Below are 17,458 nucleotides of genomic sequence, written 5' to 3'. Positions count from 1 at the left end.
TGCGTTTATTCTATCACATTTAATTAATTATTTATTCTACTGGTATGAAAAGTTGGTAATTTTGTCTCATTTTATAATAATGCCTATTTAAATTTGTACTTAAATTTCTGCCAAAATCTCTATTTAGTAATTCTTTTTGAAAACTCACAAATTGTAACAAATCTTCGCGATATTGCAAATTTAAAAGAGGGTTTTCATCATTTTTATTAATAATTTGTATATTTTTATCATAAAGCTTAGATAAACTTCTAAAATACTCCTCCATATCTGTAGTATTTTGAGAATTTGGATTATAATAATATAAAATAACTCCAAAATCAAGCTGTTTGCTTAAATCAGTAATGACATTTGCATTGTTTTCAAGTTCGCTCTCATCGGCACTTAAAATAATCGCTTCTTTAAGCTCATCAAAAGAAGCTTCACCCACTTTCATAATAGGAATTTTTAAATCAAAAAAAGCTTGTTTTTCTTTCTCAAAATTTTTTATATCGGTTACAACTAATCCTATATCATTATTTTGCAACCATGTGGAAATTTGTTTAAAATCCGTGTTGAAATAATCAAAAAACACACCTTCTTTATCCTCAGAAAGTTTTTTTAATTTTTCATACATTACCCCTAATTTAGGATTGATAACATGTATAAAAAATCTTTTTGCATTGCTTTTTTGAGTTAATTTTAAAGTAGTATCAAGCACTCTTTCTTGCATATTTTGATTCATATTTTTCATATCAATTAAAGCAAAAACATTACTTCCAAAAGGCATAGGAAATTGCCCTGCTTTGCCTCTTATATTATGAAAAATACTTTGTAAAACAACAGGATCTCCAACGATCAAAATGCTATCATTTGGCTCTAAAACAAAAGATGGTTTTACAAAATAAATCTTAGAATTTCTATAAATAAGGACTATGCGCCACCTTTTTTGTTGTATTGAACTTATGTGCCTATAAGCAAAAATAGACCCTGCTGGAATTTTTACTTCCATAATCTCTCCAACCCCAAGTCCTATATACTGAGCTGTTAAAGCAATATCTGGTAAAAAATCCATAAATCTACGGCTTAAAGTCATTCTAGCATCAGCTAAATTTGCATGAGTATCATTAACACTTAACCCCCAAAAATCCATTATTTCTATTTCTAAATTTGGATTTAAAGAACGCAAAGCCTCATAACTTTTTTTAGTTTCAAATTCATCTTGCATATAAATAAAAGCCTGTTTAAAATCTTTACTCATAATATTTTCAAGACGCGCTGTGCTTGTAGGATCAAAATAATGCAAGTCAATATACTCACTAGAAATATTTAAGTTATTTTTTTCACTATTTTGACACACTACTGTAAAAAAGTAACCTAAGCCTTTTTCAAAACAAAGCCTTTCTAAGAAATGCTTTGCTAAAATACCGTCTATTATAATTAAAATATTATTCATTTTAAACTCCAAAAAGGAAATTATAACAAATGGAATTTAAATTAAAGCATAAAGATGGAATGGCAAGGGTTTGTGAAATCACTACCGCACACAGCACTTTTTTAACCCCTGTTTTTATGCCTGTTGGCACAGTAGGAGCGGTTAAAAGTCTTGATGCTAATGATATGAAAAACGAGCTTGATGCAAAAATTATTTTAGCAAATACCTATCACATGTACTTGCGTCCAACTTCCAAAGTGGTAAAAGATTTTGGAGGTTTACATGGTTTTACGAAATTTGATAGAAGTTTTTTAACTGATAGCGGTGGTTTTCAAGCTTTTTCTTTAAGTAAAAATTCCAAACATTTTAATGAAGGTATAGAATTTAAAAGTCACATCGATGGGAGTCGTCATCTTTTTACTCCAAAAAGTGTTTTAGATACTCAATATGATTTTAACTCTGATATTATGATGATTTTAGATGATTTAGTAGCCCTACCCGCAACCAAAGAAAGGGTTAAAATTTCTGTTGATCGCACTATACTTTGGGCAAAAGAGGCTATTACTTATCATAAAAGTATGCAAAATAAAGGTATAGGTATAGGGCAAAATATTTTTGGTATTATCCAAGGTGGTACAGATTACAAAGAAAGAAAGCGTTGTGCTTTAAGTTTAAACGAAATGCCATTTGATGGTTTAGCTATAGGTGGGCTTAGCGTGGGCGAAGAAAACGCCTTGATGTACGAAACAGTCCAAAACTTAAACCCTTATCTAGATGAAAATCGTCCAAGATATTTAATGGGCGTAGGAACTCCTGAAGATTTAGTAGAAAATGTTGAGCGAGGAGTAGATATGTTTGACTGTGTGATGCCAACTAGAAATGCAAGAAATGGAACATTTTTCACAAGTTTTGGAAAATTTAATATCAAAAAAGCAGAATTTATCAACGATCATGAAGCCATAGATCCTACTTGCTCATGTTATACTTGTCGTAATTTTTCAAGGGGTTATTTAAACCATCTTTTCAAAGCTAAAGAACTTACTTTTTTTCGTTTGGCAAGTTTGCACAATCTACATTATTATCTTGAACTTGCAAGAAAGATGCGTGAAGCAATTTTGAATAATTCTTTTACGCAATTTAAAAGAAATTTTTATCACTTAAGAGGCAAATAAAATGCTAGAACTACACGAAAATCTAAAAAAAATCCTACAAGCAAAGAATTTAGAAACTTTCTATAGTGAAATTTATGGACAAAAAATTTTTGTTTATGTGGGATTAAATTTGGAAACTTGGCTTTTTAACGATGAAAAAATTTATAAACTTCAAGATGAAGAATTTAAGCTTTCTAGCATAGAAGAATTTTCAAATTTTATTAAATCCATTTTAGAAGATTTTAAAGTACAAAATACTCATTTTCAAAACCTTTTAGAACACAAAGAAGGTATTATCTTAAAAGGTGGTTTTGTTAAAAATTTTTACAAAAAATCCTTTGTGTTAAGACAAAAAATCAACAAAAATCTAAAGCAAATTAATCTTCTAAGCGAAGCTTTCAATCTTTTGCTTAGTGAACAAGCACAATACAAAAAACATTTAAAAATTTTAAATTTATCCATCAGCATCTTAAGTAAAAACACCAAAGAACATCTAGTAAGAGTTGATACTCTTTATACATTAACAAGTGCAATTAAAAATGAAAAAATGAATAAAAGTATTTATCTTTTAAGTATACTTTCTTCTATTTTCCTGCCTTTAAATTTGATCGTAGGATTTTTTGGAATGAATACTAATAATCTTTTTTTCAAAGATAGCCCTTATGGTACACTTTATATTTTTTCTTTGATTTGCTGTATTTTGATTGTAGGTTTTATATTTTATCATTCAAAAAAGACTAAAGAATTTGATTTAGATCAAGGTAAAAAAGCTAAAAAACAAACAAAATAAGCAAAATTTTGCTTATTTTAAGAATATTTATATATAATTTTAACTTATTTTTGCGCTCATAGCTCAGCTGGATAGAGCATTTGATTGCGGTTCAAAAGGTCAGAGGTTCGAATCCTCTTGAGCGCACCATATTATTTATCTTCTTTAATTTTTCTTTTAGCTAATCCCATATGCTCATAAGCATCAATTTCTTTTTTGTAAGATCCAGAAATTTTCTTAAGTTCTTTATTTAAGTAACTTACTGTTTGTGCACTTGCATTAATATTTGCAGCCAAAGCAGAAACAAATTCTAGTTTCTTTTTTGTTGCTTCATCTAATTCTTTAGAAGTTTTTGAACCAAGTTTATGTGTCTGCACATAAAGTTTGGCAAGTTCTTTTAATTCAATATCCGTTAGCTTAACATCGGAAGCAGCAATTATCATTTTATCTAAGTCTGTATCAAATTTTTTAGTCTTTTCAGTTACATGCTGCTTTTGGCTAGTTTTTTGCTTTTTAATTGTTTTTTTACCATCACTTGTAATAAGATAAGCAATCATGCCTAAAAACAATAAAAGCGCTAAAGCAGCACAAAAAATAACCAAAAAAATATGGCTCATTTACAGTTTGCCTACAAAATTTCGCTTCCTTCTTGCAAAAAGAGCTAAAACCACCATCAACGAAAATCCCCAATAAACATAATTAGGAATTTGAGCCGCTTCGCCTGCAGCGTAAGAATGAAGTCCCGTTAAAAAGTAATTTACTCCAAAATAAGTCATAATAATAACCCAATAAGCAAACATACTCCATAAAGCAAACACAAATTGATTACAATATTTTGGAATCATTCTAAGATGCAAAATTGTTGCATAAACCAAAATGCTAACTAAAGCCCAAGTTTCCTTAGAATCCCAACTCCAATATCTCCCCCAACTTTCATTTGCCCAAATTGCACCTAAAAAATTTCCTACAGTAAGCAAACAAAGTCCAAAAATCATTGCCATTTCATTAATTCTTGTAGCCTCTGTAATATTTCTCAAAATATTAAGATTATATTTTCCATCTTTCTTAAGAAAACACATTAAGAACAGCGTAAAGATACCAAGTAAGGCACAAAGTCCTAAAAATCCATAACTAGCAGTAATAACAGATACATGAATACTAAGCCAATAAGAATTGAGCACAGGAACAAGATTTGTAATTTGCGGATTCATTTCGCTTAAATGTGCAACCATTAATACAACACCGGATAAAATAGAAGTTAATGACAAGGCTATAGGACTTTTTCTAGAGAAAAATATACCCGACAAAGACAATGCCCAAGCTATATACACCATACTTTCATAGCCATTACTCCACGGAGCATGACCTGATAAATAAGCACGAAGTCCAAGACCTACTGTATGAATTGCAAAAGCTAAAACATTTAAAACATATACCACTTTAAATATAAAAGAGATTTTTAAATTCGGTATGACCATTTTAGAAAAAACAAGAATCAAAAGTAAAAAACCCGCAATTAAATATACAGGAGCGAGTTTAACGAAAATTTCAGCCTTATTAGAAAAAATTTCCATTTCAACCTTGGTTTTACTAGGCATGACTTTATATCCTATTTTTTCTTGATATTCTTTGATAAATTTCAAACCTTCATCAGCTCTAGTCCAATTACCATCTTTAAAAGCATTTTCCACGGCACTAAAATAATTCTGTATTAAAGCCAAAACAATATGCCCTTCATCCCCCTTAAGAGTAGTTACAGCAGAAAAAGGTGCAAGCCAAACATTATTTGGATTATTTTGAACAGGAATAAATTTAAATAATTCACCACTAAAAACTAAATTTACAACATTAGCTCTTTCATCTAGTTTTATAATTTCCTTATCAAAAACTCCTCTTGCATTTGGGTTTTTACGATTTGCATTTTCAACATATTTTTGAAGTTTATATCGGTTATTCTCATCAAAGAAATCTTTATAAGAAATATATTTAGCGCTAGGAATTTCTAAAATATTTGCAATAGCATCACGAACTGCTTGATTTTGTGGCATTAAAATAAAAGGTTCCATTTGCCATTTATCTACATCAACGAGCATGGAAAGCATAACAGCGTTAGAATTTTGACTCTTATAGCTATCACTTTGATGAATTTTTTCTAAAATTTCTCTTGATAGCGTATCAAAAGGCACCATTCTTCCATCTGCTGATTTTTGAACTATTAAAGTAGCAAGAGCTTTAGCATGATTAGTATTTACCACAGGTAAGGTCGAATTTAAATCTTGAGCAAAAGTCTTTTCAGAGCCAAAAGATAGCAATAAAATAAAAATAATCACACTTGTATGTTTTAAAGTGTCTTTATTAATTAATCTTGCCAAAGTTCTAAATCTAGAATGTGGATTTAAAAAATTCATAAACATTCCAAGACAAAGCAAAAAATAACCTATATAAGTTGGTATTTTACCTGGATCTTTATTTACAGATAAAACAGTCCCTTTTTCATCTTGATCATAAGAACTTTGATAAAATCTATAGCCATCATAATCTAAAACATTATTCATAAAAATTCTATAATCAAAATTTTCATTATTATTTTTTACGGTAATTTCACTTGCATAAGAAGCTGGAGACATAGAACCTGGATAACGATCTAATACAAAATCTCTTAAATAAATATCAAAAGGCAATTGTTCATAAGAAAGCGCCCAAGAAATAAAGAATTTTTGACCCGCAAGTTCTATCATAATAGGTTTATTATATTCAAAAATATAAAATTCTTTACTTTCATTTTTATAGCTTAATTCTAATTTTAAAGCATTAGAGCCAGTTAATTCTAAGTTTTTATTCTCATTGCTTAAGGCAAAATCTTTAAAATGCAATAATAAAGAATTTTTCCAATTTTGAGGCTCGCCAAAAGTAGAAATCAACATAGTTCTACCCACTTCTAACCAAGCAGATTTAAACCATAACCAAAAACTTTCATCTTGAGGTCTATTGGAACCTTCTAAAGCTTCTTGCGCATGCAAAGAAGCAGCTTTAACTACAAAACTAATATCATTGATTTCATAAAGCCTTCTTTCCTTAGCATTTGCCTTTTCTCCAATTTTAAGGTCTAAATTTTGTCCATCTAGCATACTTAGAAAATGTAAGTTTTCACTTGAACTTAAAGTTAAATTTTCGTCAATTTTTACAAAAGGTGCTTTAACATTATCATTCATAAAAGCAAAGTTAACCCCTTCTATATTCTTAACTTCACCTTTTTCAAATTTAACATCAACACCTTGAGATCCTTTTTGAGAAAGCATCAAAACCAATAAAGGATCAGAATTATTATTTTCTTTATAAGTATAATGAGCATTTAAGATTAAATCTTTATATTTTAATACAGCTTGATCATCACCTAAATTAAGTTTTAATTTAAAAGAATTAGCAAAAGGCAAATTTCCTATATAACGATCATTAACCGCACTATAGCGTTCTCCATCTTTTATAGCAGAAATGCGCAAAGAAGTCTTAGAACTTTCTATAAGTGAATTTTGAGTATGCTCTCTAATAGGTAAAATACCTTCAAAACCAGCATATCTTGTCATTGCAGAACCCACTAAAATAAATAAAAAAGAAATATGAAAAATCATTAAAGGCAATTTTTTAAGCCCAAACATTTTATAACGAAACATCCCGCATAGTAAATTAATACCAAGTAAAAGTTGTATATATTCAAACCAAAAAGTATCATAAACCATTGCCCAAGCCGTAGGAGTTCCATAAGCACTTTCAATAAAAGTTGCCAAAGCACAAAAAAGCGCAAAAAGCAAAAACAATACAACCGAAACTCTTAAATCCCCTATGCTTTTTATTATATTTTTCATTCTTTTTCCTTTAAATTTTAAAGCCCTAAATATTTCTTTCTAATCTCATCATCACCTATTAAATTTTTAGCCTCATTTTCCATTACAATGCGACCATTTTCCAAAACATAAGCATAATCACTTATTTTTAATGCAGAATAAGCATTTTGCTCTACCAAAAGAATAGTTATACCCTCTTCTTTTAAACGCACAATAATATCAAAAACTTCACCCACAATCTTTGGAGCAAGTCCCAAAGAAGGCTCATCCAACATCAAAAGTTTTGGTTCACTCATTAAAGCTCTTGAAATTGCAAGCATTTGCGCTTCCCCTCCACTCAATGTTCCAGCTAAAGCATGCTTTTTACTTGCAAGTCTTGGAAAAAGTTTATACATTTGCTCTCTTAAATGCTCATAATTTTCAGCATTATTAAAAGCACCTATTTTTAAATTTTCCTCTACGCTTAAATTAATAAAAACACGCCTTCCTTCAGGAACTAAAGCTATACCTTTTTGAACTAAAGTATGAGTTAAATGCCTTTTAGTATCATAACCTAAGAAATTAACCTCACCAGTTCTTTTAACTGAGTTTAAAAGCGCATTTAAAGTTGAAGTTTTACCTGCTCCATTTGAACCTATAAGAGAAACAATATGGCCTGTTTCCACTTTAAAATCAATCCCTTTAACAGCTTCAATTAATCCATAATAAACATGCAAATCTTTAACTATTAGCATCAAAATCCCCTAAATACGCAGCAATTACTTCTTTATGATTTACAGCATCGCAAAGTTTACCTTCAAAAATTGTTTTTCCATAATCAAGTACCAATACGCGATCGCACAATTTATTTACAAATTTCATATCATGCTCTATAAGCAAAACGCTAATTTTATAATCTTTTCGTAATTTAAAAATGAGCTCAGCAAGTTCATCGCTCTCAGAGCTATTCATCCCAGCGGCTGGCTCATCAAGCAATAATAATCTTGGCTGAGTAGCCATTGCTCTTGCAATCTCAACTTTTCTTTGTTGTCCATAACTTAAGCTAGTAGCCTTTTCATTGGCAAATTCTGCAATACCAAGTTCTTCTAATATTCCATAAGCCTTCTCTTTAAATACTTGTTCTATTTTTCCAAAACGCCCTAAATGCAAAAAGGCTTCAAAAATATTATATTTCATTTGTTTATTAAAACCAATAAGAACATTTTCAAGCACATTCATGCTTGAAAAAAGCCTAATATTTTGAAATGTTCTAGCTATTCCTAAATGCACAATCTTATGAGGTTTTAAGTGGTCAATTCTTTCTCCTAGAAATTCAACCGAACCTGAACTAGGTTTATAGTTACCTGTTATAATATTAAAAAGAGTTGTTTTGCCAGCCCCATTAGGTCCAATTAAAGCAAAAATTTCACCCTCATTGATTTTAAAAGAAGTTTCATTAATAGCCTTAACACTACCAAAACTTTTTGAAATTTGTTTTAATTCCAAAATCATTTTTCACTCCTTTTAAAACGCTTTTTAATCCCTCTAATCAGATCACTCAACTCATAATAACCCATTATGCCTTTTCTTGCAAAAAGCATTACTAAAATCAGAACAATAGAAAAAACAACCATTCTAAGCCCTGGCGTTGATTGGATATCAAGATTTAAAGAATCTATTTTTATATTTAACTCATCTAAAAATCTAAGCCACTCACTTCCACCAATAACTAATATCGCACCTATAATAGCACCTGTAGTAGAACCAAGTCCGCCTAAAACAATAATAATCAAAAGCTGAAAAGTAAGTAAAAAATCAAATTGAGTTGGAGATACGGTAGTCAACAGACAAGCCAAAAGCCCCCCACCTACACCTTCTAAAAATGCTGAAGTGCTAAAAGCTAAAGTTTTTATCCAAAAAGTATTTATTCCCATAGCACTTGCAGCATCTTCATCATCTCTTATAGCCTTCATTGCACGACCATATTTAGAATAAACTATATTTAAAATTAAAATAACCGCTACAATAGCAATACCACCTGTCCAATAAATCGTGGAAAATTGTGGAATATCTACCAGTCCTCTTGAGCCATTAGTAATAGAAGGAAAATTAATAGCAGCTATTTTAATAATTATTCCAAAGCCTAAAGTTACAATAGCCAAATAATCCCCTCTCACGCGAAATACAGCAAAAGCCAAAATCAGGGCAAGTAAAGATGAACAAATTCCAGCTACAATTAAAGCTAGAATAAAGGAATTTGAATGGATGGCTAAAATAAAAGAACTAGGACCATCTAAAAAAAACTGATCATTTTTCGCATCAGCACTCAAAAGAACTAAAGCAGCCGCATAAGCTCCAATCGCAACAAATCCATTGGGTTCTAGTGAAAATTGTCCAGTTACACCATTAATAAGGTTGTAACTCACAGCCAAAATAATAAAAATAGCAATTTGATTAACAATATTTAATCCATAGTCCCCAAAAATATAAGGAGAAATGAAAATAAAAATAATTGAAGCAATTAAAAAGATTAAATGTGAAAGCTTAATTTTAACCATCATTAAAACCTACTCTTTTCAAAATTTATACCTAAAATTCCCGTAGGCCTAAATAACAATATAAACACCAAAAAAATAAAAGCAAATGCATCTTTAAAGCCTGATAAATCTGGAAAAAAAGCCACAACAACAACTTCAGTAAATCCTATAATAAGTCCACCCAAAACTGCACCTACTACAGAACCTATACCTCCTAAAACTGCAGCAGCAAAAGCTTTTAAACCTATTAAAGTTCCCATAGTAGGTTCAACAGAGTAATAATTTGCAGCCCAAAAAACACCCCCAACTGCTGCCAAAGCTGAACCTAGGGCAAAAACTATAGCAATAATACGATTTGCATCTATACCCATTAAATTTACTGTTTGTATATCAAATGCCAAAGCACGAATAGCTATACCATATTTACTTTTATACAAAATCCATAACACTGCTATTAAAATAACAAATGTAAGAGCAGGAACCATTAAAGAACCATAAGTTGTTATCACTCCACCAAAATTAACACTTTCCTCAAAATAACTTGGCGGTGTAAAAGTTCTAGGTGTTGAAGTAAAAAGCATATTAAAAAGATTTTGCAAGAAAAAACTAATACCAATTGCTGTAATCAACAATGAAATTCTAGGAGCCTGTCTTAAAGGTTTATAGGCGATTCTATCTGTAGCTATTCCAACACAGGCAGCAAAAATCATTGCCAAAGATAAAGCTCCTAGAAAAGGAACATTTAGATTAGTCATGCAAAAAAGAGCTGCATAAGCACCAACCATCATAATATCGCCGTGAGCAAAATTAATAAGTCTTAACACGCCATAAACCATAGTATAGCCAACAGCAATAAGGGCATACATACTGCCCAAACTAAGTCCATTAACAAGTTGTTGTAAAAATAAAGTAGAATCCATAATCTTTCTATTTTTCCTTTAAGGATTGATAATATCTTTATAATTTTGCTTTTGATTTTTAATTTCTTTAACCACTACAGAACGAGTTGCATTTCCTGTTTGATCAATACTGATAACACCAGAAACACCTTGATAATTTTTAGTTTGGTGAATTTTTTCATTGACACACTTACTAGTAAGATTTTCAACGCAAGCATTCATAGCATTTAGCATTACAAAATACGCATCAGCACCCATAGCTGAAAAATTTGGAACTTCTTTTGTTCCTTTAGCTTTTTCATAAACACTGATAAATTCTTTGCTTAATTTTGTAGTTGGATTATTAGCATCAAAACTATCTGTGAAAATATAACCCTCGCTTGCATCTCCAGCTAAACTAATAAAAGTTTGATCAGCAACTCCATCTGCAGAACCCATAGGAATATTTAAACCTGCGAGTTTTGATTGTCTTGCAAACAAAGAAGCTTCACTATAATAAAGCGGTAAAAAAATAAATTCTGGATTTAAACTTTTAACTTGAGCTACAATAGCTCTAAAATCTTTATCTCCTGAATTAACTCTTAAAATTCTAAGAATTTGGCCACCATTAGACTTATACTGTTTTTCAAAAGCTTTTGCTAAACCTAAGGAATAGTCAGTGCTTTGATCTACGACAATAACAGCACTTTTATAATTAAGTTTTGAAAAAACATATTTTGCCAAAGATGAACCTTGAAAACTATCCATAAAACATACTCGAGAAGAATACATTTTTTTATCAAGCAATCTATCACCAGTTGCAGCAGGAGCGATTAATGGAATCTTATTATCTTCTGCTACACGCATAACTTGCAATGTATTAGCAGTAACCATTTCTCCTATAAGACCTATAACTTTATCTTGAGAAACTAAACGATTTGCTCCACTTGAAGATTCTAATTTATCACCCTTAGTATCAATAATAGCAAGAGAAACCTTATCTCCATTACTTAAAGTTGATTGCATTGAATTTGCAAGTTTAATCCCTTCTAGTGCACTTTGTCCATATGCTGCAGTAACTCCGCTAAGCGGTAAAACAACTCCTATTTTGACTTCCGCAGCACTTAAACTTAAACTTAGAATACTTGCTAAAATTAAACTTTTTTTCATTCTCTACCTTTATTTTAGTAATTATGGATTTATAATTGTTTTGTAATTTTGTTTTTGATTTTGAATTTCTTTAATCACAACAGAACGAATAGCATTACCACTTTCATCTATGCTAATCACACCACCAACAGCTTGAAAATCTTTAGTTTGATGAATTTTATTATTAATACATTCACTGCTAAGATTATCAACGCAAGCATTCATAGCATTCAACATTACAAAATACGCATCAGCACCCATAGCCGAAAATGCTGGAAGTTCTTTTGTTCCTTTAACTTTCTCATAAGCTGCAACAAAATCTTTTCCTAATTGCGTAGATGGATTGTTATAATCAAAACTATCAGTGAAAATTACTCCATTAACAGCACTTCCACCAAGATCTATAAAAGTTTGATTATTCACACCATCTCCTGCCGCTAAAAGTTTATCAAAACCAATTTGTCTTGCTTGTCTCGCAATTAACGCAGCTTCAGGATGATAAATAGGCATATAAACAAAATCAGGATTTAAACTCTTAAGTTGAGAAACCACGGCTCTAAAATCTTTATCTCCTGAATTAATAACAAGTTTTTTTATAATTTTCCCACCATTATTCTTAAAAGAATTTTCAAAAGCTCTTGCCAAACCTAAAGAATAAACATTGCTTTGATCTATGATGATAACAGCATTTTTAAGCCCTAAATCCTTAGATACATAAGTAGCAAATTTATCTCCTTGAAAACTATCTTTAAAACAAACTCTACTTGCATATTTCTTTTTATCTAGTAGTTTATCTCCAGATGCCACTGGAGCTATTAGAGGAATTTTTTTCTCTTCTGCTATAGAAATAGCTTGAATGGTATTTGGAGTTGTAGCTTCACCAATAATCCCAAGGACTTTATCTGTTGCTATTAAACGATTAACTCCGTTTGAAGTTTCAAGCTTATCTCCTTTTGTATCTATTGTGATAAGTTTAACAACATCTCCATTTGAAAGTTTTGGCTGTAGCTTATTAGCCAGTTCAATTCCGTTAAAAACATCTTGCCCATAAGCTGCCACAGTTCCAGTTAAAGGTAAAACTACTCCTATATTAATATCCTTAGCATATAAGCAATTTACCATAGTTAAAACACTTAAAGTTAAAGTTAGTTTTTTCATAGCATTCCTTTTAATTATAGTTTTTACATTTTATTTTAGAAATATATTATGTTTTGTTTTTTGCGCAGGTTCTTCTTCAAGAAGGTCTTTTACTTGCAAATCAAGCGCAAAATTTCCACCTTTAATATAAGCAATAATATTATCTATATCCTCGTGGCTTAAATTTCTAGCATAAAAAGCCATTTGAGAAGCTGTTGTAGAACTGCTACTATCAAGAGTATAACCTATCAAAGCTCCTTTAATATCCTCAGGAGACATATCTTTTAAAATTCTAGATCCTATAACACTCTTTTCAGCATTATCTCCATGGCAAGTATTGCATTTATTTTGAAAATACAAAGCCTTCGCTTTTTCCATATCATATTGCTTATTTGCATCAAAGGTATAAGTAAAAAATGATTTCAAGTTAATACCAAAAAGCGCAACAACAAATATTGAACTAATAAACAACCATCGTACAATCATGATTTTCCTTATTTTATTGTAATTTCCGTTTGTGTTTTATTTTGATATCTATGTGTTTTTTTGTTGTATTTTTTTCTTTTTTAATATCATAGCGATAACGAACAGTCCCTGAAACTTCTATATCTTTAAAGACTTCATCTAACGGAGCTGCAAAAACAAAATGATTTAAAATCATACCAATTAAAAATATTTTTTTCATTTTTATTCTTTAAACACAAAAAACGATTATATCAAAAAAAGATAATCCTTGTTAATGACCACCTTTATGTAAAAAATAAAGTCCTACACAAAGAGCTAAAATCGATCCAGCAAGAAAAGCCATATCCACAGGAGTAGCAAATTTCATCTGCAAAACCCTTTGAAAGAAATTTACCACTAAGACCATAATGATAACTTTTGCAAGCTTGTCTTTTAATTGATCTAAGCTATGCACCTCTAAAACCTTGCTTTGTTTTGTTTGTTTAAATTCTTCTATTTCGCTGATAAAAAGCTCATAAACTCCAAAAGAAAAAATAAACAAAACTAAAGCCATAAGATAAAGATCAACAGCCCCTATAATTAAAGCCACCACATCCTCATGCAAATCCACATTAGAACCTGCATCAAAAAAATAATTATAAGTATAAAATATAACCTTTAAAACATCATAACTTGCAATAAAAAACAATACAAAAGCCCCAATTAAACCAAAAATTACGGGTAAAATTGTAACAATACGACTTCTAACAAGCAAAGATTCAAATATTTTCTCTAACATTTTTTTCCTTATTCATTTTTTAATTCTAACCATTTTTGCGCAATACGCACAGCATTTGTTGCAGCACCTACGCGAATTTGATCTGCTACACACCAAAGATGTAGTATTTTTTTATCATACACATCAGCGCGAATTCTTCCTACATAAGTTTCATTAGTATCACTTGTCATTAAAGGCATAGGGTATTTTTTATTTTTAGGATCATCTATGACAACAACACTTGGTGCTTTTTTTAAAATTTCTTTAGCTTTTTTTACATCTATTTCTTTTTCAAAATGCATAGTAATGGCTTCACTATGACTTCTTAAAACAGGCACTCTAACACAAGTTGCCGAAACTTCTAAATTTTTATGTAAAATTTTTTGAGTTTCATTAATCATTTTAAGTTCTTCTTTAGTGTAATCATTATCCATAAAAACATCAATTTGTGGAATAAGATTAAGTGCCAAAGTATAAGGAAAAGTTTGAGGTTCAAATTCATCAAGTTTAAAAGCAAAAAAACTTTGCATAGCTTCAACCAATTCTTGCATTCCTTCTTTTCCTGCTCCACTTGCAGCCTGATAGGTACTTACATCAACACGCTTTAAATTAAATGCATCATTTAAAGGTTTTAAAACTTGCACCATTTGTATAGTAGAACAATTTGGATTAGCAATAATCCCTGTTTTTTTCCAATCTTTAATATCCTCAGGATTGCATTCAGGAACCACCAAAGGAACATCTTTTTCCATTCTAAAATGACTTGTATTATCAATAACAACAGCACCAGATTCTACTGCAAATTTAGCATATTTTTCACTCACACTTCCACCTGCGCTAAAAAAAGCAATATCAATAGGATTTTCTTTAAATACATTTTCAGTAAGTTCTTTGACTTTATAAGCTTTGCCTTTAAATTCTACTTCACTACCTACACTTTTTACACTTGCTAAAGGTAAAATACTTTCCAATGGAAAATCAAGCTCATCTAAAACATTTAAAAGTTCTTCCCCAACCGCACCAGTAGCACCCACAATGGCTATTTTTTGTTTTTTTGACATTACTTATCCTTTATTTGATATTTTTTAATTTTTTCATTTAAAATTTTTATATCCATACCTAAAATTTGAGAAGCTTGATCCTTGTCATAATCTACACTTAAAAGAACTTCACAAATCAATTCTTTCTCTAAATTTTTTACATCTTTTTTTATACTTCTAGCTTCTAAGAACAAATCTTCACTTGAAATTTCATCATTTTCACTTAAAATACAAGCTCTTTGTACAACGGATATTAATTCTCTAATATTACCAGGAAAATCATATTCAAGTAAAGCATTTTTAGCTTCTTGGCTGAGCTGTTTTTCCTTAAAATCATATTCTTTACAAGTATCTTCTAAAACCTTTTGAGCTATACCTAAAATTTCTTCTTTACGCTCTCTTAAAGGCGGGATATTAATAGGAACAGTGTTTAAACGATAATATAAATCTGAACGAAATTCGCCATTTTTTATTTTTTCATCCAAATTTGCATTAGTTGCACTGATAATTCTTACATCTATTTTGATGCTTTTTGTACTTCCAAGTCGCGTAATTTCTTTTTCTTGCAAAGCTCTTAAAAGTTTGGCTTGAATTTCATAAGGCATTTCGCCAATTTCATCTAAAAATAAAGTGCCCTCATTAGCCATTTCAAAAAGCCCTATTTTAGTTGCATTAGCATCGGTAAAAGCACCTTTTTCAAAACCAAAAAGCTCACTTTCAATCAAATTTGCAGGAATGGCTGCCATATTAATAGCAACAAAAGGCTTATTAGAGCGTTTAGAATGAGTGTGAATATAACGAGAAAATACCTCTTTTCCTACTCCACTCTCTCCAAAAAACATTACAGAGGCATCAGTTTTAGCCGCTTTTTGACTTAAATTTAATGTTTTTTCTAAATTAGGAGAAGTTGAAAAAAAATCTTTATTTTCTTCTTTTTTTTCATTTTTTTTGCTTTTTTTATCGGCTGTTTTTTCTCTTATGATTTTAGCACGCTTAATAGCCTCGACTAAAGTATCAACATCAAAAGGCTTGGTTAGAAAATCTTTTACTCCCAAACGAACCGCTTCTATAGCACGGCTTAAAGTAGCATTTCCTGTCATAATAATAAAATCATATTTATTTTCACAGGCTTTAACAAATTCTATGCCATCAATTCCTGGCATATTAATATCTGTAATAATCAAATCTGTATTATCATCTATTTTTTTTAAAGCCTCAGTGGCAGATTTATAAGATTTAATATTAAATTCTTCATACTCTGCTAATGCAATTTCTAAGGATTTGCGCATATTAATATCATCTTCTACTATGACTAAATTCATCCTAAGCCTTTTAAAAAATTTCTGCTATGGTATCCAATTTGCGCTTAATTTTGAATTTACTTTTTTTTAAGATAATAAATTATCGCATTTTGTTCGCCAAATTCCACGGTAAAACGCAAGGGTAAAATTTTGACATAAGTTTCGCTTTGGGCATGTAATAAGTCAGTATTAACAATATCCTTAACACTGATTCTAGCTCCTATAAAGCAATCGCTTAATTCATCTTTATGAGAATTTAAAAAATTAAATTTAATTGTTTTTGGCATATTATCATCAATCAATCCTAAAGAAGTTCGAGGTAAAACTTTTAAATCTTGATCACTATAAGAAATTTCACATACCCATTGTTCTTCAACATTTTCGCTTTGCGTCATTGCTAAGGATAAATTTTGATTTTGATGAAAGAGAATGAAATTTTTACTAGAAAGCTCTGCCCAAAAAATAAATTCATCTTGGGCAAAAAGCTTAAAGCTAAGAAAGATTAATAAGCAAACAATTCTTTCCACTTGTCTGCATCGATTTTAAGTTCTAAGTTTACCCTATAAAGCCCTTGATTAAAATTCTCATCAATAATACTTGCATTTTTTATCAAACCATTTACTTGCGCAGTAATAGTTGAACTTCTAAGCATTGCATCTTTTACAGTGTCTTTACCATTCACTTTCACACCATAAAGCTTACTTGCAAGCTGTCTGTAAGCATCTGTAATCGCTGCTCTTTTTGCTAAAGCTAGGGCTTGAGCAGTAGAAACTGTATTCATCGGAGCAATCCCTTCACCAACTGCTGTAAAACTAAGTTCCGTTTCGCTAGCATCTGGAGCCAACATTTTTTCTTCTCTGATAATATCACGCACATCATCTTTATCGACTTTTTGCACGATAACATCTTGAGATGGGGCAGTGCTATTTGCACTTGAATTTTTAGTTGCACTGTTTGCACTTGGTACACAACCAGCGAAAATTCCTGCTATTGCTAGCATAAAATAAATTTTTTTCATTTTTACACCTTCAAAATATTGTAA

The 17,458-nt window shown here is 30.5% G+C and carries 17 protein-coding genes, 1 tRNA gene and 1 pseudogene; 3 read left to right on the top strand and 16 right to left on the bottom strand.

All coding sequences use genetic code 11. The features are described 5' to 3' along the window. Positions 1-31: 31 nt before the first annotated feature. Positions 32-1,432 carry a COG3400 family protein gene (locus tag ELQ10_RS01935; RefSeq protein WP_002856550.1) on the bottom strand — a complete coding sequence of 467 codons (1,401 nt, stop codon included), beginning with the start codon at positions 1,430-1,432 and terminating at the stop codon, positions 32-34. A 29-nt stretch (positions 1,433-1,461) separates the two neighbouring features. On the opposite strand from ELQ10_RS01935, the gene tgt reads away from it, so the two are divergent. From tgt to ELQ10_RS01920, 3 genes are all read left to right on the top strand, one after another. Beyond that, a complete protein-coding gene (gene tgt, locus ELQ10_RS01930; protein ID WP_002893216.1) occupies positions 1,462-2,583 on the top strand; it encodes a tRNA guanosine(34) transglycosylase Tgt in 1,122 nt (373 codons plus the stop codon). Position 2,584: 1 nt separating this feature from the next. Then, positions 2,585-3,352 carry a magnesium transporter CorA family protein gene (locus tag ELQ10_RS01925; RefSeq protein WP_133401428.1) on the top strand — a complete coding sequence of 256 codons (768 nt, stop codon included), beginning with the start codon at positions 2,585-2,587 and terminating at the stop codon, positions 3,350-3,352. A gap of 52 nt (positions 3,353-3,404) precedes the next feature. Beyond that, positions 3,405-3,481: transfer RNA gene (locus ELQ10_RS01920), tRNA-Arg, on the top strand. Positions 3,482-3,483: 2 nt separating this feature from the next. Here the strand turns inward: ELQ10_RS01920 and ELQ10_RS01915 are convergent. From ELQ10_RS01915 to flgP, 15 genes and pseudogenes are all read right to left on the bottom strand, one after another. Next, the gene (locus ELQ10_RS01915; protein WP_024088204.1) at positions 3,484-3,933 is read right to left on the bottom strand and encodes a hypothetical protein; all 450 of its coding nucleotides are present in this window, start codon (positions 3,931-3,933) and stop codon (positions 3,484-3,486) included. Between the two features lie 15 nt (positions 3,934-3,948). Next, positions 3,949-7,194, bottom strand: a complete 3,246-nt coding sequence (gene ccsA / locus ELQ10_RS01910; protein WP_134250103.1) for a cytochrome c biogenesis protein CcsA — start codon at positions 7,192-7,194, stop codon at positions 3,949-3,951. Between the two features lie 17 nt (positions 7,195-7,211). Beyond that, on the bottom strand, positions 7,212-7,907 hold the full coding sequence (locus ELQ10_RS01905; RefSeq protein WP_002852965.1) for an ABC transporter ATP-binding protein: 696 nt from the start codon (positions 7,905-7,907) through the stop codon (positions 7,212-7,214). Beyond that, a complete protein-coding gene (locus ELQ10_RS01900; RefSeq protein WP_133401430.1) occupies positions 7,894-8,664 on the bottom strand; it encodes an ABC transporter ATP-binding protein in 771 nt (256 codons plus the stop codon). The genes ELQ10_RS01905 and ELQ10_RS01900 overlap by 14 nt, the downstream gene beginning before the upstream one ends. Next, complete coding sequence (locus ELQ10_RS01895) at positions 8,661-9,713, bottom strand: branched-chain amino acid ABC transporter permease (protein WP_134250102.1); 1,053 nt, start codon at positions 9,711-9,713, stop codon at positions 8,661-8,663. The genes ELQ10_RS01900 and ELQ10_RS01895 overlap by 4 nt, the downstream gene beginning before the upstream one ends. After that, positions 9,713-10,609: a branched-chain amino acid ABC transporter permease gene (locus tag ELQ10_RS01890; RefSeq protein ID WP_002852952.1), complete on the bottom strand. Its 897-nt coding sequence runs from the start codon at positions 10,607-10,609 to the stop codon at positions 9,713-9,715. The genes ELQ10_RS01895 and ELQ10_RS01890 overlap by 1 nt, the downstream gene beginning before the upstream one ends. Positions 10,610-10,627: 18 nt before the next feature. Further along, positions 10,628-11,737: an ABC transporter substrate-binding protein gene (locus ELQ10_RS01885; RefSeq protein ID WP_133401431.1), complete on the bottom strand. Its 1,110-nt coding sequence runs from the start codon at positions 11,735-11,737 to the stop codon at positions 10,628-10,630. Positions 11,738-11,758: 21 nt separating this feature from the next. After that, entirely contained in the window at positions 11,759-12,874 is a 1,116-nt protein-coding gene (locus tag ELQ10_RS01880) for an ABC transporter substrate-binding protein (RefSeq protein WP_133401432.1), read from the bottom strand. A gap of 30 nt (positions 12,875-12,904) precedes the next feature. Then, positions 12,905-13,339 carry a c-type cytochrome gene (locus tag ELQ10_RS01875; protein ID WP_002936574.1) on the bottom strand — a complete coding sequence of 145 codons (435 nt, stop codon included), beginning with the start codon at positions 13,337-13,339 and terminating at the stop codon, positions 12,905-12,907. An 8-nt stretch (positions 13,340-13,347) separates the two neighbouring features. Further along, a pseudogene (locus ELQ10_RS01870) lies at positions 13,348-13,538 on the bottom strand (mini-MOMP protein). A 51-nt stretch (positions 13,539-13,589) separates the two neighbouring features. Further along, positions 13,590-14,096, bottom strand: coding sequence for a YqhA family protein (locus ELQ10_RS01865; protein ID WP_002852919.1), 507 nt, complete (start codon positions 14,094-14,096; stop codon positions 13,590-13,592). A gap of 8 nt (positions 14,097-14,104) precedes the next feature. Then, complete coding sequence (locus tag ELQ10_RS01860) at positions 14,105-15,136, bottom strand: aspartate-semialdehyde dehydrogenase (RefSeq protein ID WP_096738323.1); 1,032 nt, start codon at positions 15,134-15,136, stop codon at positions 14,105-14,107. Then, positions 15,136-16,437 (bottom strand): fla regulon two-component system response regulator, encoded by a 1,302-nt coding sequence (flgR, locus tag ELQ10_RS01855; RefSeq protein WP_002919906.1) that lies wholly within the window; start codon positions 16,435-16,437, stop codon positions 15,136-15,138. Before flgR ends, ELQ10_RS01860 begins: the two co-directional genes overlap by 1 nt. Positions 16,438-16,493: 56 nt before the next feature. Beyond that, a complete protein-coding gene (gene flgQ, locus ELQ10_RS01850; protein ID WP_002888259.1) occupies positions 16,494-16,943 on the bottom strand; it encodes a flagellar assembly protein FlgQ in 450 nt (149 codons plus the stop codon). Beyond that, the gene (flgP, locus tag ELQ10_RS01845; RefSeq protein WP_002852972.1) at positions 16,919-17,434 is read right to left on the bottom strand and encodes a flagellar assembly lipoprotein FlgP; all 516 of its coding nucleotides are present in this window, start codon (positions 17,432-17,434) and stop codon (positions 16,919-16,921) included. Before flgP ends, flgQ begins: the two co-directional genes overlap by 25 nt. Positions 17,435-17,458 lie beyond the last annotated feature (24 nt).

Origin of the sequence: Campylobacter sp. US42a, assembly GCF_004379055.1 — a bacterium.
Classification (GTDB): Bacteria; Campylobacterota; Campylobacteria; order Campylobacterales; family Campylobacteraceae; genus Campylobacter_D; species Campylobacter_D jejuni.
This window is presented reverse-complemented; position numbering and strand designations above follow the sequence as displayed.